We start from the raw sequence: 21,422 nt of genomic DNA on the forward strand, positions 1-21,422 counted from the left end.
TGAAGGGAATGGAAGGCAATCCCCGCAGCGGGCCTGCTCACTACGGCCAAAAGGCGAGAAACCGATGGTTGCACGCATAGCATTCGAAAGGACGGAAAAAGAACAAGCGGAACAGTTGCTCATCGGGCCGGCATCGCATCCGGAGTCCATAGCGATACCGGCAGACCGGGCAGCGAGCGGTCAACAGGGATATGAGCTTATTCAGCATCAGTCCTCATCCTCCTGGTTCGTCAATATCCTTTGCGCGCGGCAAAGGAAAGGCTGAAGCCGAGGTTCACACCATGTCGTTCACGAAGACCGTCTTGAGCTCCTGGGCCAACTGCTGCAGCGAAACCGGCTTGCTGACCACCCGACATTCGGTCTCTCTGAGAAACTTCTCGACGGCCGCCGCTTGGCTGGCCCCTGTGAGCAGGATCGTCCGTCTGGCGAGGTCCGGCTGGAGCGACACCGCCCGCATGTAGAGGGACGCGCCGTCCATCTTCGGCATGGAAAAGTCCATGATCAGCGCATCGTGCCGGCCACGGCTCAAGGTCTCCAGCGCCTCAAGCCCGCTCGTGGCCCGCGACACCCGGTAACCCAGCCGTTCCAGATAGGTGCCGAGCATCTGCACAATCGCCGGCTCATCATCCACCAGCAGCACGGTATGGTCATCGGCCAAAGGCGAATCCATTCCGGCTGGCTCGGCTGTGCCGGAAGTCTGGCTCCCAAGCTTCCCCTGTGCCGGCGGAAGCCGGAGGATGAACGTCGCGCCCTTCCCGACCTCGCTTGCACAGGTCAGGGTCCCTCCGAGCTCGGAGACGATCCGATGGGCCATGGTCAGGCCGAGGCCTGTCCCCTGACCGACCGGCTTGGTCGTGAAGAAGGGGTCGAAGATCCGGAGCAGGGTCTCGCGGTCCATGCCTGGCCCGTCGTCTGTCACCCGAATCTCCACCCAAGGCGTCCGGAGCTCATGGACGAGCCTGGTGACGAGGCGGAGGGTGCCGCGTCCATGGGCTTCCACCATGGCCTGCCGGGCATTGATGCACAGATTCAGCAGGACTTGGATCAGCTCATTGGAGTCAGCGAGCACGGAAGGCAGCGTCGGATAGAAGTCCGGCTGAACCTCGATCCGATGGAGCTCCAGATCGTTCGCCACGATCGTCAGAGCCTGTTTCACGACGGCGTTGCAGTCGCACAGCCCACGTTGCTTCACGCCGGTCCGGGCCACCCCGAGGAAGCGGTCCACGATCGCCGCGCTTCGTCGGGCGGCTTCCTGGACTTTGAGCATGGCGTCAATGAGGGCGGTGTCTTCTGTGCGCTTCGCCCGGTCCAAGGCCATCTCCACGAACCCGCTGATGATGAACAGCGGATTGTTGAGCTCGTGCGCGACCCCGCCGAGAAGAGTCCCCAGGGACGCCAGCTTCTCGCTCTGCCGGAGCTGCTCCTCGAGCTGCTTGCGCTCGGTCACGTCGAGCAGCACGCCCCGCAGCTTCACGGGACGCCCGTGTTCCACCACCACGGTCGTCTCATCCCTGACCCACTTCACGTGGCCGTCCGCCGCGAGCATGCGGTATTCCAAGGAATGGTTCCGCCCCGCGGCGGTCTCGGTCCTGCACGTCTCGAGCACACGCTCGAGGTCGTCGGGATGGATGAAATCCTTCCACGCCAGCTCGTGGAGCCACTGCTCCGGCCTGTAGCCCAACATCGGTTGAACCTGGGGACTCACGTAGGTGATCCTGAAGTCGGCCGGGTCCGCCTCCCAGACGACCGCCTGGAGGGAGTTGACCAACTCTCGGTACTTCCGTTCCGATTCGGCCAGTTGGGCTTCCGCCCGCTTCCGCTTGGTGATGTCGCGAATGAGTCCGGCGACATATTCCTTTCCGCCGAAGGTCACATAATTGGCCGTCACCTCCACCGGGACGACCTCGCCGGTACTGCGCCGGTGCAGCGTCTCGAACGTACGCGACTTCTCGACTTTGAGCGCCCGCCAGACCTTCTCGCATTCCTCCAGCGTAAAGTTGGGATCCCAATCCGGAACCGACATCCGGAGCAGGGCCTCCGCCGGATACCCGTAGTGCCGGCAGGCCGCCTCGTTCGCGTACACGAAGCGAAACCCTTCCTCCGGGCTCAGCCAATAAATGGGGTCTTGAGTCTGATCAATGACCTGCCTGGCAAAATGCAGCTCGGCCTCCGCCCGTTTCCGTCCGGTGATGTCCTGTGACTGCGCGATCATGGTGAGCGCCTGCCCCGCCGTGTCGCGTACGGCCGAGACGCTCACGGACGCCCAGACCGTGTGGCCGAGCTTGTGCCGGTACCGCTTTTCAATTTGGAGGGACTTCTCCTGGCCGGCCAGCAGTCGCTCGACGGCCCGGTTGTTCCAGTCCAGGTCATCTGGGTGCGTGATGTCCCGGAACGTCATGGCGAGCAACTCGTCTTCGGCATAGCCCACCATATTAGAAAAGGCGCGGTTGGTTCGCAGAAACCGGCCCTTGGGATCGAAGAGCACCATGCCCACCGCCGTCTCTTCGAACGCGCTCCTGAACCGCTCTTCGCTCCCTCTGAGTTCCTCCTCGGCCCTCTTGCGCTCGGTGATGTCGTGGACAAAGGCGTTGAAGACCAAGCGTTCGCCCAACCGAAGAGGGTTAACCGTCAACTCGGCGGGGAATTCGCGCCCGTCCCGGTGCAAAGCGGTCACTTCGATGCGCTTGTTCAGGACCGTGCCTTCCCCGGTCGCGAGAAAGCGGCGAAGGCCCTGTTGGTGCGCGTCGCGGAACCGGGGCGGAATGATCAGCTCCGACAGAGTCTGCCCGATCGCTTCTTCCCTGGTCCAGCCAAAGGTCGCTTCCGCCTGGCGGTTCCAGTCCCTGATCCCCCCATCGGCGTCCATTGAGACGAAGGCATCGTAGGCGGTGTCCACGATCTGACGATACTTGGCCGCGCCTTGAACCAGTGACTCTTCCGCGCGTTTCCGCTCGGTGACGTCTTGGGTAATGCCCATCAGCCTCAGGACCGATCCGTCGGCGCCTTTGATGGGCACGAAGCAGGACGAAAAATGGAGAATGCCCTGGGCCGTGGTCGCCGAAAACTCGAACTCGGAGGCCTGGCCCGCGAAGGCTCGACTCAGCAGTCTGCCGATGCGCTCACGGTCCTCCGGAGCGACGACGTCCAGATAGGCGTGGCCGCGGATTTCCGCTTCATCCTTCACACCCATCATCTTGAGTCCGGCTTGATTCATGGACACCAAGCGGCCGTCCAGGTCTATTTCGTGAATGCAGACCGGGGCGTTCTCGACGAGCAGCCCGTACCGTCGTTCGTTCTCTTGCAACGCATCCCCGGCCCTCTTCCGTTCCGAGCCGAGCGCAGTCGCCTGCTGCTGAAGCTGGCTGACGGCCTTGAGGCGCTCGTCCGGACTGGCCAGTCTGGTGTAGCTCTCGGCGGGGACGACGTGAGCGTGCGCCTGACACACCTCGCGGAAGGGTCCGCTGTCCGCCTCCCGGCCGAATGCGCTCATCGGGTACGCGCAGAACAGCGAGAAGGAATGGCGTTTGCCCAGGCGGTTCCAGAACTCTTCGAGGCGGAGCGCGGCCTCCGGCTTCCCCTCCGCCCAGAGGAGCGCGACCATCTCCCCGAAGGCTCGCACGCGCGGATGCCGGCATTCCGCCCGCGCGACCACGGAACCGACCACCTCGACGAACCGCGTCTCGTCCGGCCCTCCGTCGGCCATGAGCGTCGCCAGGGTCTCGGCCGCATCCAACGCCACGTACTGTCCCCGCTCGATGGCGGCGGCGAGATCCAAGCCCCGCGCCTCCAACCGTTCCGCCAGACTCTCTCGACAGGCCGGCGTCGCGATCACGATGCCGGCTTGCCCCGCTTCGAGGCCCGCGCCGATGAACTGGCTCACCGCCCCGACAAGAAACGCCCGATCCTCGTAGAACTGGACGAAATGCCCGGACTCGGCCAGCTTGCCGAAACGGACTCGCTCATGACCTGCCATGGCAGACTCCCTATCGCGCGGGCGCCTCTCTCCCCAGTTGCCGATCATCTGGTTCCGAAAGAATCTCCCCGATTTCGAGGACCAGTGCCAGCTTCTCCAGGTCCACCGGCTTCGCCAGGACATCCACCGAGCCGAGTCGTAGGGCCTCTTGCAGCAACGCTTCGTCTTGGGAGGCCGTCAGGAACACCACCGAGCTCCGGTACCGCCGCTCCCGCATTGCGCGGCACACCTCGACCCCGTTCATACCCGGCATGTACATGTCCAGGATGACCGCGCTCGGACATTCCTCCGCCATCAGGGCCAGGGCCTCACGCCCGTCCCGAGCCAGCCGCACCCGATACCCGCGCATCATCAGATACCGGCCCAGGAGCAGGCGGATCATCTCTTCGTCGTCCACGACGAGGACGGACCGGTCAGCCTCGCCGTCAAGCTCTTCGTCGGATGCGCCTGGGAGCCCGGCGAGGGCCACCGGCTGCCGCGCAACCCGGTTCACCGCCTCCACCAGAACATGGATCGGCTGACCCTTCTGGAAGTAGCCGGTCGCTCCCAGCGATCGGGCCTGACCGTCGCATGTGCCCAATCCACCACCGGTGACGATCATCACCGCCGCGTCCGGGTCCACGACCCGCATCCGCCTGAGCACCGTCAGCCCGTCCATGTCGGGCATGTGCAGATCCAGGAGCGTGACCCTTGGCGCGTGCCGGCGAAACAGCTCGATCGCTTCGCGCCCGCCGGTGGCGACGAGCACCTGGTACCCCTGCTGCCCCAGGGCGGCCTTCAGCAGATCACAAATCAGCCGATCGTCGTCCACGACCAAGACCGTCGCCATGCGTCCCCCTTAGCCCCCCAGCACCTCGCAAATCTTCCGTTTGAAGGCCGACGGAGTGAACGGCTTGGAGATGAAATGCAGGCCGCTCTCCGGCAGATGGTGATGGTTCAGCACGTGGTCGGTGTAGCCGGACATGTAGAGCACCTTGGTCTCCGGATGCCGCTCCTTGAGGCCCTCGGCCAGGTCTCTCCCGTTCACCGCCGGCATCACCACATCGGTCACGAGCAGGTGGATCGGGGCGGAATGCCGCTGCCCGATCTGCAGCGCCTCGGCCCCGTTCCGAGCAGCCAGGACGGTGTATCCGGCTTCTTGCAGAACCCGGCACGCGAGCGCGCGCAGCGAGTCCTCATCCTCGACCAACAGGATCGTCTCGGCGCCCGGTTGCGCTGCGACCGGGCGGAGATCCTCGGCATCCGGCGCCTCTTCCGGGCCTTCGGCCAGCGGAAAGTAAATTTTGAACACGGTGCCCCGCTCCACGCCGCTTTCGACGACGATGGAGCCCCCGCTTTGCTGCACGATGCCGTACACGGTGGCGAGGCCCAGCCCCGTCCCGCGTCCCTGGGGTTTGGTGGTGAAGAACGGCTCGAACAAGTGGGCTTTGACTTCGGCATCCATCCCGCAGCCCGTATCCCCGACGGCGAGCATCACCGATTGCCCCGATTGGCCGCCGTCCGGCCTGGAGGAGCTGCGCGCGGCCCGTTCGACGTTCGCCGTCTCGATGGTGATCCGGCCGCCGTTCGGCATGGCGTCCCGCGAATTGACGGCCAGGTTCAGCACCACCTGCTCGATCTGACTCGGGTCGGCCTTGATCTTCCACAGTCCGTCTCCCTTGACGGTCACCAGTTCGATGTCCTCCCCGATCAGACGCCGCAGCATGGGTTCCACGTTGCCGACCGCGGCGTTCAGATCCAACAGGACCGGCCGCAGCACCTGGCGGCGGCTGAACGTCAGGAGCTGATTGGTCAGACTCGCGGCCCGTTGTTCGGCCTTCTGGATTTCCCGGATTTCTTCCCGCAGGGGGGCATCTGGACTCAGTTGCTCCAGCAGCATCTCGCAGTATCCCCCGATGACCGTCAGGAGGTTGTTGAAGTCGTGGGCAATGCCGCCGGCCAGCCGGCCCATGGCCTCCATCTTTTGAGACTGGCGCAACTGTCCTTCCAATTCCGCCGCCCGCTGCTGGTGCCGGTAGCTGCCGTACAGGATGCTCGCGGTCTGGGTAAGAAGCTCGATCTTCTCCTGCTCGGTTCCCGTGAACCCGCCCGGGCGATTGGCCAAGCCGATCATGCCCACGACGTCCGCGCCTTGCATGATCGGCACCCCGAGAAAGTGATGCAGGAGAGGATGGCCGGGAGGCAGGCCTCCGGCCCGGGGATCGGCGACCGGCTCATTCGACAGCACCACCTTCCCGGACGTGATCACCCGGCCAAACAGGTTCTCGAAATTGGTGAACTCCAGGTAGCCTTGCTGGCGATAGGTGCGCACGGCGTTGTCGTAGAACTCGCGATTGACCTCACGATCCCATTGAACGCCTTCATGGGCGAGAATCCGCAGAGCCGGCCCTTCCACGACCACCCCGAGGAACCCGTACTCGCTGCTCGTCTGGCGCAAGGCGCTCCTGAGCAGCCTGGCGCTGGCCTCGCGCCAATTTCCGTCCTGCAGGAACCCCAAGATCACGTCGGTGATGGCGTGCAACTGGCCGGTCTTGACCTCCAGCGCTTCCTGCACGCGCTGCCGCTCGATGGCAAGCCCGGCGATCCGCGCGACGTTTTCGATCATGGCCCGTTCCGTCGTGCCAGGGCCGCGGCGTTCGCGAAAATACAGGCAAATCGTGCCCAAGACCCGACCTGTGGTCGCCAGGATCGGGCTCGACCAGCAGGCCCGGATTTCGCATCGCTCTGCCAGATCCCTGAACGCCTCGCACAAGGGGTCGCGCGAGATGTCCGCCACGGTCACCGGCTCGCGGCGGAACGCGGCGGCCCCGCATGCACCCGAACTGGGGCCGATGTCGAGCCCGTCCACCGCCTCCGCGAATTCGCGCGGAAAGCTCGGGGCGGCGGCGAAATGCAGCAGCCGCCCTTGATCGTCCGCCAACAAGACCGAGCACCGGAGTTCCGCGAACTGTTCCTCGAGGGCCTGGATCAGCCGCGTGAGCACCGTCTCCAGGGGGCTTCCCGTCGCGATGAGCTCGAAGGCGGAGTTCAAGGCGATGGCCAATCCCTCGGACTTCACTTGCTCCGTGACGTCCTGCGTCACGCCGACTATCGCGATCGGGCGGCCGGCCCGGTCTTTGACCGCCTCGCCCAGCGTGCGAATCACCCGCACCGTTCGGTTTGGGCGAACGATTCGGGCCTCGTACTCGATGGAACGGCCGTCCTCCAAGGCCCGTTTGACGCAGTTCCGAACCATCTCCCGGTCATCCGGGTGAATCCGGTCGAGCAACGCCTCGGGGGTCGCCCCGAGCTCGCCGGGAAGGACGCCGAAGATCCGGCACAGCTCATCGGACCAGCGAACGGAATCGGCAGCGAGATCCCACTGCCAGGTGCCCAAATGGGCGAGCCGCTGAACTTGGGCGAGCAGCCTGACGAATTCACGCGCCTCAGGCTCCAAAGATGACCCCTCGCGCATATCACCTCCTATTCCGAGCACTTCGACCGACTCACCGTCTCCGCGGGCCCGCCGAACGAAGGTCCAGGAGATCACCCTCGGCTCCCCGACCTTCGGGATCAAAGCCGTTTCCAGGCGGAACGTTTCCCCTTCTCCGGACTGTCCGAGCAGCCGCTCGAACCGCGCCGCCGCGTCGCCCGATCCCATGAGGTCCCACCAATTCCTTCCGATGACCTCGTCGGCCTCGTAGCCGATGAGGCGGGCTGCGGCTTGGTTGGCGAAGGTTGCGGTGCCGTCCGGCAGGAGCCCGCAGATGAGGGGCCGCGGCGCGGCCAGCGCCAGATCCGTCTCATCCATCTCCTTCCGCAGTTCCACGACTGTTTCATTGTGGGCGGCGACGTCCACGATAAATCCGATGATACGAACGGGGAGGCCCTGCTCGTCGTAGTCCACGTGGGCATGATGAAGGACTTCGTCATGAAAGCCGTCGGCACAGCGGAAGCGATAGTCGTCCGACCAGGCGGTCAGGCCGGCGTTGAAGACGGCCTGCAGGCCCTCGAGGACGCGCGTCCTGTCCTGGGGGTGGAGCCGGCTGGCCCAGGAGTCGGTTCCCGGTTCAAGCGCTTCCGGGGAATGCCCGAAGCACAACTGCATCCCTTCCGACCACCAGGCTTCGTCGGCGAGGAGATCCCAGTCGAATGCGACCAGGTTGGCCGCCCGTCCGGCGTGCATGCTTCGCCCGCTTGTCCCGGACCGCCGCATCCGCGTTTCCGGCGGCTCGTGCCGGTGTGGCGCGGGGGCTTCCCCGCCCGAACTCTGAGAAGGGCGAGATGCGGGTTCAACCCGTTCCATCGGTGCCTCGCATGCGATCCGGTCCCCGCCGCACCGAGCCCGTCGCCGGACCCGGACCTGTCCGCCGGCGCGCCTTCAACAGAGAGGAGCTTCCCCCGCGGCGTCATGCTGCGCCAGCTTGAGCAAGGGGGACATCCTCAGAGGGAATCCTCCGCCGACATACCGGAGAAAGGCGGAGAGCTCTGATCGCTCGAAAGCCTGCTCGCGCGTGTCGTGGGACACGGCGACCATGATGCGGACGTCCAACGGGGCTCCGTCGCGGTCTCCCAGCCTCTCAAGCGATTGCCTCTGGATCGCGTCCTCCAAGCGCTTGAGCGCCCACTTGGGCATGAGCTCGACGTGTTCGACCAGCAAGCTGCCGCCCCGCGCCAGTTCGAGTCCCCCTCGCACGCCCTGTGGCACGGCGGGCCAAATGCCGAACGCGGTCCCGAACAGGGCGGAGCCGATCTCCTCCTGGGTCTGGGCCATGCCCCGACAGTCGAAGACGACGAAGGGCCCGCTTGCATAGGAGCTCTGCCGGTGTACCCGTTCCGCCAGTTTCCGCACCAGAGCCGGGTCGTCCCCCTCCAACAGGAGCGGGAGCCCGAAATGATCGGACGAAAACGCCATCCGGCGAAGCCTCATGCTCGGATAGGCGTTTCTCGCTCGATGGGCTCTGCGGTCCCGCCCTCCTTCGCCTGCGCTCTGAAGTCGCTCCGGAGCCGATGATAGAGTCGCCATGTCGGGCCTCCTTCGTTCCACTTGCTCAGGAGAAAAGGGCGCTGCGCCGGACATGAGCAGGCTCCGTGCCGCGGGTTTCCGGCCTCCTGCTCGAACGGGCAAGGCGAGGATTGCCAACCTAACCTGCGGATTTCACTTTGGGATCAGCTAGACTTTTCCTGGCAGGAAGTGGGAGACGGGACGATGTCGTCGTCTGATAGGCGGCCATGGCACAACTTCCATAGGAGAAAATGCCATAGCCCGCAAGGCCGAGCCGGCGCCAAGCCGGGGGATCAGGACTGGGTCGGCATGTGAATCCCGTACTTGAGGATCTTCGTGTAGAGCGTTTTGTAATCCACGCAGAGGCGGCGGGCCGCTTCGGATTTGTTCCAGCCGGTTTCTTTCAGCGTCAGGAGAATGGCCTCCCGCTCCGCCGCCTCGACCGCCTTCCTGCGGATCTCCGACAGAGACCTCCCTCCCCGACCCTCCCGCGGCGCCGACTTGATCTCTGCATGCTCTCGGATCTGGGTCGGCAGGTGCTCCGGCTCCACGACTCGATCCGCCAGAATCACGGACGCCTGCATGCAGTTCTCGAGCTCCCGCACGTTGCCCGGCCAGGGGTAGGACTCCAGCAGCTCCATCGCGGCCGGACTGATTCCGCGAACCGGCTTCTTGTAGGACCTGGCGGCCAGCAGCAGGAAATAGTGGGCGAGGAGGGGGATGTCCCCTTTTCGCTTGGCCAGAGGCGGAACGGTCAGGATCACCGTGTTGAGCCGGTGATACAGATCCATGCGAAACCGGCCGTCGGCCACTAGTGCGTCCAGGTTCTCGTTGGTCGCGGAGACGATGCGGACGTCCACCGTGACGGCCCCTCGCCCTCCCAGCCGCTCCACCGACTTCGACTGCAGCACCCGAAGCAGCTTGGGCTGGATGTGCAGGGGGATGTTCCCGAGCTCGTCAATGAAGAGCGTCCCCCCATGAGCCTGTTCCAACCTGCCCACCTTCCCCTGGACGGCTCCGGTGAAGGCGCCCTTCTCGTATCCGAAAAGCTCGGCTTCGATCAGCGTCTCGGGCAGCGCGCTGCAATCTATGGGCACGAACGGCCCCTTGCGCCGCTCGCTGAGACCATGGATCGCCTTGGCGACCAGGTCCTTGCCCGTTCCGTTTTCTCCCGTAATCAGCACCGGCACCTCGAACGGGGCCACTTGCTTCATTTTCTCGATCAATTGCTGCATCTGTTGGCTCGTGCCGACCAGGTCCCGCAGCCTGAACGGCTTCACCGCGGCGCTGGTGAGCTCCTCGACCTCGGCGGTCAGTTCGTGAAATTGCAGGCAGTTGCGGACGATCACCTTCAATTTGTCCAGCACGATGGGCTTGGTCAAGTAGTCGTACGCCCCGTTATCCACCGCTTCCAGGGCATCATCCTTCGTGCCATAGCCCGTCAAGACGATCACCCGGTTTCCGCCCAATTCCGGCCCGAAGAATTGCTTGAGCAGATCGAGGCCGTTCCCGTCCGGCAGCCGGACGTCCAGCAGGACGAGGTCCGGGCGCTGCCGCCTCAACAGCGTGACTGCGTCCTTGGCGTTGTTGCACGCGATCGGTTGGTACCCCTCCTCGCCGAGGAATTCCTCGATCAGGTCCGCAATGTCGCGTTCATCGTCAACGATGAGAATCCGCTCTTTGGCCATCATCCACTCCGGTCATGTTCCGAGCATCCGATTGTGCGAAAAGCGCGCGGTTCGGAGAGACGTTCTGGGCACCGACAATTGCTCCCTCATCTGACGTAAACCACGCCGGGCAGGTCCTTGAGATCGGCATCGCTCGTTGTCACCTCGGCTCCTTGGTCCTGGGCTGTCGCGACATGTATAGCCTTTTTCTAGCAATATTCACTCAAGCGAACTCAGCGGTACACGTCTTTCCTGTGCTCGATTGACAGCACATCCAGCCATTCAGAGCCGGCCCGCCGGTAGAGAACCCGATAGGGCCACACGCGATAGGACCAGACCCTCTCTTTCTGAAACCTTCCTTTCAGCGGCTTCCCTTCCAGTGGGTTCGCGGCCAGATAACGTAAAGCCTCTTTAATCTTCTCTCGTGTCCCTGCGACAAACGTCTCCAGATCCTTTTGCGCCTGGGGGGTGAGACGGACCTGTCTCACTGATCTTCCCCAAAGACGTCCTTGAACGAGCGAAACTTACCGGCCTTGGCCTCCCTGAGCCCCTGTTCTAGGGCCTTGACCGCCTTGGGGTTCGCCATGAACTCCAACGTTTCCATCCAGCTCTCAAACTCCTGGGCACTCATCACCACGGCCTTTGGCGCACCGTTCTTGGTCACGACGAACCGCTCCGAGAGCCGGTCGGCTTTGTCCACGAGTTCAGAGAACCGATCGCGGGCCTCCTTAAGTGGAATCGTCTTGGTCATTGTTCTCCCTCCGTGACCATGAGTGTACAGAATTCTGGCGACTTCCTCAAGGGTCGGGCTGAGTCCTCGTTCAAGGCCCGCCAGTTCTCTTCGCGGCACTGGCGCAGCGAGGCGTGGACTTGTACAAGGTGCAGCGGCTGCTTGGGCACAAGACCGGCGTGATGACGCAACGCTGCGCGCACCATTCGCCGGAAAGCCTGGGGGATGGAGTGAGGGTGCTGAAAGACCCGCGACCGGGGCCGGTTATCACAAATTTAGCACAATGGGCCGGCCCGAGGGGCCTTGGGACCGAGAGGAGTCTCGGAGCCCATTGATGGAATTGGTGAGCCGGCTGGGGATCGAACCCAGGACCCTCGCCTTAAAAGGGCGATGCTCTACCATCTGAGCTACCGGCTCGTTCTTAGGGACGTCGTTCGTCACTCGTCATGCGTGAAGCGCAAGGAGCAGGCAGTATCCTACCATTAACGATTGGCGAATGACGAGTGACGATTGACCCGCCTCAGCGGCGGCTGCGGCGACGGGTCGGCTTCATCGGGTTCCGGAGGACGATCGTGTCCCGGCGCTTGGAGCCGGTGGAAATGATGTCGATGCGGCAGCCAGCCAGCTCTTCGACCCGGTCGAGGTACCGTTTGGCCTCACGCGGCAGGGCCTTGTAGGCGGTGATGCCGGTGGTCGCCGTGCTCCAGCCGGGCAGAGTCTCGTACACCGGCTCGCACTCCGTGAGCACCTGGATGTCCGCAGGCATCTCCCTGTACAGCCGCCCCCCGTGCTTGTAGCCGGTGCAGAGCTTGAGCTCCTTGCAGCCGTCCAGTACGTCCAGCTTCGTGACCGCCAGCGAGTCCAGGCCGTTCACCCGCGTCGCGTAGCGGACGACCACGCCGTCGAACCAGCCGCAGCGCCGCGGCCGGCCGGTGGTCGCACCGAATTCTTTGCCCCGCTCCTGGAGGCCGCCCCCGACCTGGTCGTTCAATTCGGTCGGGAACGGGCCGCTCCCCACCCGGGTCGTGTAGGCCTTGGCCACGCCCATGACCGCATCAATCTTGGTGGGCCCGACGCCGGTGCCCGTGCAGGCGCCGCCGGCCGCAGCGCTGGAGGAGGTCACGTAGGGATAGGTCCCGAAATCCACGTCCAGGTGGGTGCCCTGAGCCCCCTCGAACAGCACGTCCTTGCCCCGGTCAACCGCCTGGTTGAGGAGCAGCGCGGCGTCGCCGATGTAGCCCTTGAGCCGCTCCGCATAGCCCATGTACTGTTGGTAGACCTTCTCCAGCTCGAACCCGCCGGCCTGATAGAGCCGCGCTAGGAAGCAGTTCATCTCGGCCAGGTTCTCCTCGAGCTTCCGCCGGAAGAGCGGGGGGTTCAGCAGGTCGCCGACGCGAATCCCGATGCGGGCCATCTTGTCCGCATAGCTGGGCCCGATCCCCCGGCCCGTCGTGCCGATGCGCCGCGAGCCCTTGGACTGCTCGCTCGCCTTCTCGATGGCCTTGTGGTACGGCAGGATCAGGTGGGCGCGCTGGCTGATGACGAAGTTCTTCCCAATCCGCACCCCCTTGGCTTGGAGCCGGTCCATCTCCTCGATCAGGGAGCCGGGGTCCACGACCACGCCGTTGCCGATCACGCAGAGCTTGCCTCGGTAGAGGATGCCGGAGGGGATCAGGTGAAAGACGAAGGTGTCGCTATCGTTGACCACCGTGTGGCCGGCGTTGGAGCCGCCCTGGAAGCGCACGACCACGTCGGCGTCGCGGGCGAGGATGTCCACGATCTTCCCCTTGCCCTCGTCGCCCCACTGGGTCCCGATGATGATGAGGTTCGGCATGATTGGTCCCGATTCTGTCCAAAAAAAGAGCCCTGACCGCGCAGATCAGAGCTTCATGCGGCCCAATCCTATGATGCCCCCCACCGCTTGTCAAGCCGGCGCAAAAGCGCGGGTGCGGGGCGAGAGGCGCGAGGTGCTAAGGGGCTAGCAGAGAGATGTCCTCGTGCCTCTTGCCCCGAACCTCTGGCCTGGCGCGGCTGCGGTAGAGAGCCGCGCCTTGACTGCCTCCAGACCCCGTGGTAGCATGCGCCCGGACTTAGCGGTAGTTGTCTTTCGACAACTCATCACTCAGCATTCATCACTCATCAGCGGGCTAGGTGGGGCTGTGGCGCAGTTGGGAGCGCGCGTGAATGGCATTCACGAGGTCGCCGGTTCAATCCCGGCCAGCTCCACCAAACCTTTGGCAGGCGAGAGGCGCGAGGTGAGCGGCTAGAGGGAAGAACGTTCTCGCAACTGGATGGTCCCTATCGGCCTCGTGTCCGACCCTCACTTTTCCGATTCTTCGCTCTTCTACCCCTAGCCTCTAACCCCGCACCCCTCGCCTTGTAGAGCCATGCTCCAAATCGAATCGGTCAACAAACAGTTCGCGAACAAGGTCCTGCTGACCGAGGCCTCGGCTCACCTGCGGCCCGGCTCGCGCGTGGGCCTCGTCGGGCCCAACGGCTCCGGCAAGACCACTTTGATGCGGATGATCCTCGGGGAGGAGTCTCCCGACAAGGGCCGGATTCGCAAACGCCCGCATCTCCGCCTGGGCTACCTGCCCCAGGAATTGGAAGTCCTGTCTGGCAAGACGGTCCTGGACGCGGCCCACCGCGACCAGTACCCGGAACACGAGGCCAAGCGCATCCTCTCCGGCCTGGGCTTCGGGGAGGCGGACTTTCCCCGGCCGGTGGAGACCCTCTCGGGCGGCTACCGGATGCGGGTGGCACTCGCGCACCTGCTCCTCTCCAACCCCGACGTGCTGATGCTGGACGAGCCGACCAACCACCTGGACAAGGCCACCCAGCGGTGGTTCGAGCAGTTCCTGCTCCAGTCCGGCATGACGATCCTGGTGATCAGCCACGACACGGCCTTCCTGGACCGGATCGCGACGCACGTCTGGGAGCTCCGCCACCACCGGATCCAGGAGTACCGGGGCAACTATTCCACGTTCCTCGAGCAGCGGGCCGAGCGGGACGCCCACCTGGAGGCGGCGGCCAAGCGGCAGACCAAGGAGATCGCGCGCGTCCAGAAGTTCATTGACCGGTTCCGCTACCAGGCGAACAAGGCCAGCCAGGTCCAGTCCCGGATCAAGCAACTCGAAAAGGTCAAGCGCATCGAGCTGGCCCGGGACCCGAAGCGGGTGCGGTTCAAGTTCCCCATGCCGCCGGCCAGCGGGCGGCAGGTCCTGGAGCTGCGCGGCGTCGCGAAGAGCTACGGCTCGACCGTGGTCTACACCGACCTGGACTTCTCCGTGGAGCGGGGCCAGCGGGTGGCGCTGGTCGGCGAGAACGGGGCCGGGAAGAGCACGCTGCTCAAGATGCTGGCCGGCGTGTTGCCGTTCGAAAAAGGCGCCAGGACCCTGGGGCACGGGGCGACCCTGCACTATTTCGCGCAGCACCAGGCCGAGACGCTGAACCCCGAGCACACGATCCTGGACTCGCTCGGCGAGGTGTCCAAGCAGGCGGAGATGAACTTCCTGCGCGGGATCGCCGGCGCGTTCCTCTTCTCCGGGCCGGATCAGAAGAAGCCGATCAAGGCCCTCAGCGGCGGGGAGCGCAACCGCGTCGCCCTCGCCCGCATGCTCGTGGAGCCGGCGAACACGCTCCTGCTCGACGAGCCGACCAACCACCTGGACCCGGCCTCGGTGGACGTGCTCACGGACGCGCTGACCGACTTCCCCGGCACGATCGTCTTCATCTCCCACGACCCGACCTTCCTCGCCCGCATCGCCACCCGCGTGGTGGAGATCGAGGACGGCCAGGCCAGGGACTACCTGGGCGACTACGAATACTACCTCTGGAAGAAGGCGCAGGAAATGGAGCCCATCAAGGAAGCGACCGACGAGCTGGGCCGGGGCCGGCAGGCTCCTCCGAAGGCGGCGAAGGCGGGCGGCGGCGCGCTTCCGGTCCCGCCTCCCCCCAAGTCCAAGGCCGCGGACCGGCGCGAGCTGTCCAAGAGCCAGGCCCGGCTGGAAAAGCAGGTCGCCAGGGCCGAGGCCGACATCGCCGACTTGGAGGCCCGCATCAAGGCCAGGGATCAGGAGCTGGCCGACCCGACCCTCTACCAGGATTTCGCCCGGTGGCACCGCCTGCACGAGGAACAGGAACGGTGGAAGAAGGAACTGGACCGGCTCACGGGCAAGTGGGGCGACCTGTCCCGCGAGCTGGAGGACGTGACGAAGAAACTGAGCCCCTCAGCCGGCTGACCGGCGTTACTTCTTCTCAGGTCCTTTGGGCCGGTAGTACCGTTTACCTTTCAACGGCTCCGGCAGATGCGTCTGCTCCCCCTTCGCTCTCGGATCCTCGTGCACGTACCGGTAGCCCTTCCCGTAGCCCAGGTCCCGCATCAGCGACGTGACCGCGTTTCGCAGGTGCAGCGGTACGCCCAGGTTCCCCAGATCCTTCGCGTCTTTGAGCGCCTCCAGCAGCCCGACGTAGGAGGCGTTGTCCTTGGGTCTGGTGGCCAGGTAGGTGGTGCCCTGCGCGAGGTTGATCTGCGCCTCCGGCAGGCCCACGAACTCCACCGCGTGGAACACCGCGGTCGCCACGAGCAGGGCCAGGGGATCGGCATTCCCGACGTCCTCCGAGGCGAAGATCACCATGCGCCGGGCGATGAACCGGGGATCCTCGCCCCCCTCCAGCATCCGGGCCAGCCAGTAGAGGGCCCCGTCCGGGTCCGAGTCCCGCAGGCTCTTGATGTAGGCCGAGATCAGGTTGTAATGCTCCTCCCCCGCCCGATCGTACCGGAGCGCCTTCTTGAGCAGCGCCGCGTCCAGCGCCTGCTCGTCAACCCGCACGCGACCGTCCTGGCCCGGCGGCGTCTGGGTCACGACGAACTCCAGCACGGTGAGCGCGGTGCGGGCGTCCCCGTTCCCGAACCCGACCAGGCGGCGGCGGGCTTCCGGCGAGAGCTCCGCCTTGAACTGGCCCAGCCCCCGCTCGGCGTCGGCCAGGGCCCGGTCCAGGATCAGGCCGAGGGCCTCGTCGGAGAGCGGCTGCAGCACCACGACCAGGGAGCGGGACAGGAGCGGGGCGATGACCTCGAACGAGGGGTTCTCGGTGGTGGCGCCCAGGAGGATGACCGTGCCCCGCTCGACGTGGGGCAGGAAGGCGTCCTGCTGCGCCTTGTTGAACCGGTGGATCTCGTCCACGAAGAGGATCGTGCGCCGCCGGTGGAGCGTCCGCCGCTTCTCCGCCTCCTTGATGATCTTTCGCAGCTCCGGAATGCCGCTCGTCACGGCAGAGAAGAACACGAACTCGGCCTTGGTGTGGCGGGCGATGAGGCGGGCGAGGGTGGTCTTGCCGGAGCCGGGCGGCCCCCAGAGGATCACCGAGGAGAGGGTGTCGGCCTCGATCGCCCGCCGCAGCGGCCGGCCCGGCGCGACGATCTCCTCCTGGCCCAGAAACTCGGAAAAGTCCCGCGGCCGCATCCGCTCGGCCAGGGGCGCGAAGCCGTCCCGATCGTCCGGCTCCGGCTCGAACAGGTCCAGGGCTTCGTCCTGATCCTCGCGCATGGCGGCCTCACGGAAATGGCGCGCCCATTGTATACGCAAGCGCGGGAGCGCCGCAAACGAGCCGGCGTTGACGTGATCCGCGGCCCTGTGTTAGCAGAAGCGCGACACCCGAGCAGGAAGGAGGCTCCCGTGCGCGCACAGATCAACGGCATCACCCTGGCCTACGACGACCGGGGAACGGGCCTGCCCCTGGTCTTCCTCCACGCCTTCCCCTTCAACCGGACCATGTGGGAGCCCCAGCTCAAGGGACTCTCGGACCGGTTCCGGGTCGTCACGGTGGACCTGCGCGGCCACGGGGAGTCCGACGCGCCCCTCTGGCACTACACGATGGACCAGTTCGCCGACGACGTGAAGGGACTCCTGGACCATCTGGCCGTCGAGCAGGCGGTCCTGGCCGGTCTCTCCATGGGCGGATACCTGGGCTTCGCCTTCTATCGGAAGTATCCGGAGCGGATCAAGGCCCTGGTGTTCGCGGACACGAGGGCCGAAGCGGACAAGCCGGAGACGGTGGCCTGGCGGTTCAACCTGGCGCAGAGGGTGTACAAGGAGGGGGCCAAGGCCGTGGCCGACGAGATGGGACCGAAGCTGCTCTCTCCCAAGACCTACCAGACGAAGCCGGACCTCGTGGCGCTCGTGCGGGCCATCAGCTTGAGCACGCCGACAAGCGGGGCACTGGGGGATCTGATGGCGCTCGCGGAGCGGCCGGACTCGACTCCACTCCTCGGACGGATCGCCTGTCCGACCCTGGTGCTCGTCGGACAGGACGACGCGCTCACGACGGTGGAGGAGAACCGGCGGATCGCCGAGAGGATCAGGGGGGCCCGCTTCGAGGTCATCCCCGCAGCCGGCCATCTGAGCAACCTGGAGCAGCCCGAGACCTTCAACCGGGCGGTGCGATCGTTCCTGGAGACGATCGCACCGCCGGGCATGAGGCTAGAGGCGCGGGGCTCGGGGTAAGAGAAGAGGACCCCGCCCCTTCGCCTTGAGCCCCGCGCCCCGTGCCGTTTTCGTTCTGTCAATCGGAGTCGCCGGCACCGCCGCGTCGGATCAAGCGGAGAAACTCCTCGCGGGTCTGCTGCTGGGTCCGGAACGCGCCGAGCATGGAGCTGGTCACGGCTACCGTGTTCTGCTTTTCCACCCCCCGCATCATCATGCAGAGGTGGCGGGCTTCCATCACCACCCCCACTCCCTCCGGATGGAGCTTCTCCTGAAGGGCTTCCGCGATCTGGACGGTCAGCCGCTCCTGCACCTGCAACCGCCGGCTGAACATGTCCACCACCCGCGGAATCTTGCTCAAGCCGACCACGCGCTTCCTGGGCAGATACCCGACGTGGCAGCGGCCGAAAAATGGCAGGAGATGATGCTCGCAGAGCGAAAAAAAGTCAATGTCCTTCACGATCACCATCTCGTCATATTCAAGCGGAAAGAGGGCCCCGTTCAGGAGGTGATCGAGGTTCTGCTGGTACCCCTGGGTCATGAACCGGAGAGCCTTCTCCACCCGGTCCGGCGTTCTCAGCAGGCCGTTGCGCTTGGGGTCCTCGCCGAGCAGCACCAGCAGCCGCGACACCAGATCCCTGATGTCGCGGACATCGGAAAGCCGCCCGTTGACGATGACCGAGTCCTTCTCCCTGACCGGCTTCTTCCTCATCGGCTTCCTTCAGCCGGCCCGGTGGCAGGGCCGGCATATTCGAAGTAGTTGTCGCGGGTCTCGACGATCCCGACCTTCTCCAGCAGGCACCCGGGAACCAGTCCGCGAACCGGCTCGGCCAGCAGGTCCCAGATGAAGAGCGCCAGATTCTCGCCGGTCGTCGGCCGCTTGGAGAGCTCCGGGTCGTGGTTCAGGTCCCGGTGGTCGAAGCGGGCGACCACGGTCTCCCGGACGAGCCGGTCCAACGCGGCCGCGTCCGCCGCGCGCCCGGTCCTCGGATCAATCGGGCCCCGCACGGTCACGAGCACGACGTAGTTGTGCCCGTGCCCGTTCGGGTTGTTGCACTTGCCGAAGGCGGCCCGGTTCTCCTCCGGGGTCAATTCGTCCGTATGGAGGCGGTGCGCCGCGGCGAACCGGTACTGTCTGGTCAGGCTGGCGGTTTCCATGATCGAATCGCGCTTCGGCGACCAGCGCTCAGCCGGCGGCGAAGAAACCAAAAAGAGAAAAGCCGGAATTGCATCCCCCAGGGAAGCGCAACCCGGCTTTCTCCGCCTTCTCTTCGCACTGCGACGGCTGCGTGCTGACCGCGCTCCTTACGCGCTGAAGGAGCTGCCGCAGCCGCAGGTGGTCTTGGCCTGCGGATTCTTGATCGCGAAGCCCGACCCCTGCACGCTGTCCACGTAGTCCACCTCGGCGCCGCTGAGCAGCGGGGCGCTCTGGGAGTCCAGGATCACCTGCACCCCGTCCTTCTGGATGACCGTGTCGTCGTCGCCGACCTTGCTCTCGAAGGCCATGCCGTATTGGTAGCCGTGGCAGCCGCCGCCGCGCACGTAGATGCGCAGGCCGACCACGTCCTTTTCTTCCTGCATGAGTTCCTTGATCTTGGCTTCCGCCACCGGCGTAATCGTGATCATGTCCTCCCCCCTATCAAATGAGCCTGACGGCTCCGTTGCTGTTTATCCTACACCACAGGATTGGCTCTTCACCACCCCGCCCTGATTGCCCGAGGCCGGGGGCTCCCACTTCTTCTCCGGCACCCGCACCACCACGTCGCCGCGGATCCGCGCCTGGCAGCCCAGCCGGTGCCACGGCGCCGTAAGCGCCTCCCGGTCCAGCAGGTCCTGCTCGTCGAACTCGATGTCCGAGAGGTGCTCCCCGCCCTCCTGCACCTCCACCCGGCAGGTCGTGCAGGAGGCGTTCCCCCCGCAATCGTGGTTCAGCGGAAACCCGAGCGCCTGCGCCGCCTCAAGCAGCGACAGGTTCTCCGGCACTTCCCCGCTCTTGCCTTCCGGATGCAGAAACGTGACCCGCGGCATAGCGTCACTGCTCGTCGCTGTCAGCTCACGGCTTCCGCTCCGGTCGCTGCGACGGCCGGGGCGGGACGATACGGACAGCGTTTGAGCGCGATGTGCTCCTCGAACTCGTGCCGGAAGAGCTTCAGGCTGCTCTGGACGAGCACGGCCGCTCCGGTGACCAGCGTGCAGTAGCCGGTGCCCTTCACGAACCCGCACAGTTGCAGGAGGCTGTCCAGGTCCTTCTGAGCCCCCTCTCCGTTTTCGATCTTGGCGACCAGCGTCGCCAGGTTGATCGTGCCCATCCGGCAGGGCGGGCACTGTCCGCAGCTCTCGTTCTTGAAGAAGGTGGAGAACTTCAGGGTCTGGGCGACCATGCAGGTGGCGTCGTCCACGACGATGACGCCCGCCGAGCCCAGGCCGGTGCCCGCCTTCTTGAGCGCGTCGAAGTCCATGGGCAGGTCGAGCTGGTCCGCCGTGACCATCGAGAAGGCCGGGCCTCCCGGAAAAACCGCCTTCACCTTCCGCCCGCCCGGCACCCCGCCCCCATAGTCCTCGATCAGCCGGCGCAGGGGGGTGCCCAGCGGCATCTCGTAGACGCCGGGCCGGCTCACGGCTCCGCTCAGGGAGAAGAGCATCGTCCCCGGGCACTTCTCCGTGCCGACCTGGGCGAACCAACCGGCCCCCTTCAGCAGGATGCGGGGAATGTTGCAAAGGGTCTCCACGTTGTTGACCAGCGTGGGCTTGCCGTAGAGCCCGAAGTCGGTCGGATAGAAGGGCGGCTTCTGCCTGGGCATGGCCGGCCGGCCCTGCATGGATTCGAGCATCGCGGTCTCCTCGCCGGCCACGTAGCTCCCGTGCCCCTCGAACAGCTCGAGGTCCAGGTCCACGCCGGTCCCGAGGATGTTCTTGCCCAGGAACCCCTTGGCCCTGGCCTGCTCGACGGCCCGCTTGAGGTTCTGCCGCTCTTCCTCGTATTCGTGGTTGACGTAGATGAAGGAGGCCTTGGCCTGAACCGTGTGGGCGGCGATCAGGCAGCCCTCCAGCAGTTGATGCGGGTAGTGCTTGAGCAGGTACCGGTCCTTGAACGTGCCCGGCTCGTGCTCGCCCGCGTTGCAGACGAAGTACCGCTCCTTGATCCGGTGGTTCAGGACCTTGTCCCACTTCGTGCCAGTCGGAAAGCCGGCCCCGCCGCGGCCCCTCAGGCCGGAGCGCTTGATCTCCCCGACGATGTCCTCCCGGCTCAATTCCTTGACGCACTTGCGCCAGGCCTCGTAGCCCCCCACGCGCAGGTAGGGCTCGATCTCCCAGGGAGATCCCTCCAGCTTCTGTAACAATCTCGGCTCTTGGGTCGCGGTCACGGATCGAGCCCTTTTCCGATGAAGATCGCTAACTATACGGCCCGCCTTCTCGGTCCGTCAAGCCGAAAGAGCCGAAAATGGGCCAGATTCTCAACCGGTTAGGGCTTGCGGCCTAACCCGGCGAGCCTTCCTGGGTCCTTCAGACCATGACGGGGCGGGAGGAGACAGAGCGAGAGAGGACCGGCTGGCCCCTCCCCGATGTGGGAGGGGCCAGCCGG

General features: G+C 65.3%; 16 protein-coding genes, 2 tRNA genes and 1 pseudogene. 4 read left to right on the forward strand and 15 right to left on the reverse strand.

All coding sequences use genetic code 11. The features are described from left to right. Window positions 1-274: 274 nt before the first annotated feature. The 7 genes from AB1411_05330 to AB1411_05360 form a co-directional block, all read right to left on the reverse strand. Window positions 275-3,973, reverse strand: coding sequence for a PAS domain S-box protein (locus AB1411_05330; GenBank protein MEW6543016.1), 3,699 nt, complete (start codon window positions 3,971-3,973; stop codon window positions 275-277). 10 nt (window positions 3,974-3,983) lie between these two features. Beyond that, the gene (locus tag AB1411_05335; GenBank protein ID MEW6543017.1) at window positions 3,984-4,802 is read right to left on the reverse strand and encodes a response regulator; all 819 of its coding nucleotides are present in this window, start codon (window positions 4,800-4,802) and stop codon (window positions 3,984-3,986) included. A 9-nt stretch (window positions 4,803-4,811) separates the two neighbouring features. Continuing rightward, window positions 4,812-8,138 carry a PAS domain-containing protein gene (locus AB1411_05340; GenBank protein MEW6543018.1) on the reverse strand — a complete coding sequence of 1,109 codons (3,327 nt, stop codon included), beginning with the start codon at window positions 8,136-8,138 and terminating at the stop codon, window positions 4,812-4,814. A 195-nt stretch (window positions 8,139-8,333) separates the two neighbouring features. After that, window positions 8,334-8,867, reverse strand: a complete 534-nt coding sequence (locus tag AB1411_05345) for a sigma 54-interacting transcriptional regulator (protein MEW6543019.1) — start codon at window positions 8,865-8,867, stop codon at window positions 8,334-8,336. Window positions 8,868-9,250: 383 nt separating this feature from the next. Further along, window positions 9,251-10,645, reverse strand: coding sequence for a sigma-54 dependent transcriptional regulator (locus tag AB1411_05350; GenBank protein ID MEW6543020.1), 1,395 nt, complete (start codon window positions 10,643-10,645; stop codon window positions 9,251-9,253). A 212-nt stretch (window positions 10,646-10,857) separates the two neighbouring features. Beyond that, complete coding sequence (locus tag AB1411_05355) at window positions 10,858-11,112, reverse strand: type II toxin-antitoxin system RelE/ParE family toxin (GenBank protein ID MEW6543021.1); 255 nt, start codon at window positions 11,110-11,112, stop codon at window positions 10,858-10,860. Then, complete coding sequence (locus AB1411_05360) at window positions 11,109-11,375, reverse strand: type II toxin-antitoxin system Phd/YefM family antitoxin (GenBank protein MEW6543022.1); 267 nt, start codon at window positions 11,373-11,375, stop codon at window positions 11,109-11,111. The genes AB1411_05355 and AB1411_05360 overlap by 4 nt, the downstream gene beginning before the upstream one ends. A 98-nt stretch (window positions 11,376-11,473) precedes the next feature. On the opposite strand from AB1411_05360, the pseudogene AB1411_05365 reads away from it, so the two are divergent. Further along, window positions 11,474-11,689, forward strand: a pseudogene (locus AB1411_05365) (hypothetical protein). A gap of 6 nt (window positions 11,690-11,695) precedes the next feature. On the opposite strand, the gene AB1411_05370 reads toward AB1411_05365, so the two are convergent. Both AB1411_05370 and AB1411_05375 read right to left on the reverse strand, forming a co-directional pair. Further along, a tRNA-Lys gene (locus AB1411_05370) sits at window positions 11,696-11,771 on the reverse strand. Window positions 11,772-11,874: 103 nt separating this feature from the next. Next, window positions 11,875-13,188, reverse strand: coding sequence for an adenylosuccinate synthase (locus AB1411_05375; protein MEW6543023.1), 1,314 nt, complete (start codon window positions 13,186-13,188; stop codon window positions 11,875-11,877). A gap of 319 nt (window positions 13,189-13,507) precedes the next feature. Here AB1411_05375 and AB1411_05380 point away from each other — a divergent pair. Next, window positions 13,508-13,583 (forward strand) — tRNA-Ala (locus AB1411_05380). 158 nt (window positions 13,584-13,741) lie between these two features. After that, window positions 13,742-15,595, forward strand: a complete 1,854-nt coding sequence (locus AB1411_05385) for an ABC-F family ATP-binding cassette domain-containing protein (GenBank protein ID MEW6543024.1) — start codon at window positions 13,742-13,744, stop codon at window positions 15,593-15,595. Window positions 15,596-15,601: 6 nt separating this feature from the next. On the opposite strand, the gene AB1411_05390 is transcribed toward AB1411_05385, so the two are convergent. Beyond that, a complete protein-coding gene (locus tag AB1411_05390) occupies window positions 15,602-16,903 on the reverse strand; it encodes a replication-associated recombination protein A (protein MEW6543025.1) in 1,302 nt (433 codons plus the stop codon). A gap of 129 nt (window positions 16,904-17,032) precedes the next feature. Between AB1411_05390 and AB1411_05395 the strand changes: the two genes are divergently transcribed. Continuing rightward, window positions 17,033-17,860 (forward strand): alpha/beta fold hydrolase, encoded by an 828-nt coding sequence (locus tag AB1411_05395; protein ID MEW6543026.1) that lies wholly within the window; start codon window positions 17,033-17,035, stop codon window positions 17,858-17,860. A gap of 58 nt (window positions 17,861-17,918) precedes the next feature. On the opposite strand, the gene folE is transcribed toward AB1411_05395, so the two are convergent. The 5 genes from folE to nuoF form a co-directional block, all read right to left on the reverse strand. Further along, on the reverse strand, window positions 17,919-18,551 hold the full coding sequence (folE, locus tag AB1411_05400) for a GTP cyclohydrolase I FolE (protein ID MEW6543027.1): 633 nt from the start codon (window positions 18,549-18,551) through the stop codon (window positions 17,919-17,921). Beyond that, window positions 18,548-18,997, reverse strand: a complete 450-nt coding sequence (locus AB1411_05405; GenBank protein ID MEW6543028.1) for a 6-carboxytetrahydropterin synthase — start codon at window positions 18,995-18,997, stop codon at window positions 18,548-18,550. Before AB1411_05405 ends, folE begins: the two co-directional genes overlap by 4 nt. 147 nt (window positions 18,998-19,144) lie before the next feature. After that, window positions 19,145-19,465 carry an iron-sulfur cluster insertion protein ErpA gene (gene erpA / locus AB1411_05410; GenBank protein MEW6543029.1) on the reverse strand — a complete coding sequence of 107 codons (321 nt, stop codon included), beginning with the start codon at window positions 19,463-19,465 and terminating at the stop codon, window positions 19,145-19,147. A 42-nt stretch (window positions 19,466-19,507) separates the two neighbouring features. Then, the gene (locus AB1411_05415; GenBank protein ID MEW6543030.1) at window positions 19,508-19,867 is read right to left on the reverse strand and encodes a 2Fe-2S iron-sulfur cluster-binding protein; all 360 of its coding nucleotides are present in this window, start codon (window positions 19,865-19,867) and stop codon (window positions 19,508-19,510) included. A 20-nt stretch (window positions 19,868-19,887) separates the two neighbouring features. Then, window positions 19,888-21,204, reverse strand: a complete 1,317-nt coding sequence (gene nuoF, locus AB1411_05420) for an NADH-quinone oxidoreductase subunit NuoF (protein ID MEW6543031.1) — start codon at window positions 21,202-21,204, stop codon at window positions 19,888-19,890. Between the last annotated feature and the right edge of the window lie 218 nt (window positions 21,205-21,422).

This window comes from Nitrospirota bacterium (assembly GCA_040757595.1).
In the GTDB taxonomy this organism is placed as follows: domain Bacteria; phylum Nitrospirota; class Nitrospiria; order Nitrospirales; family Nitrospiraceae; genus JBFLWP01.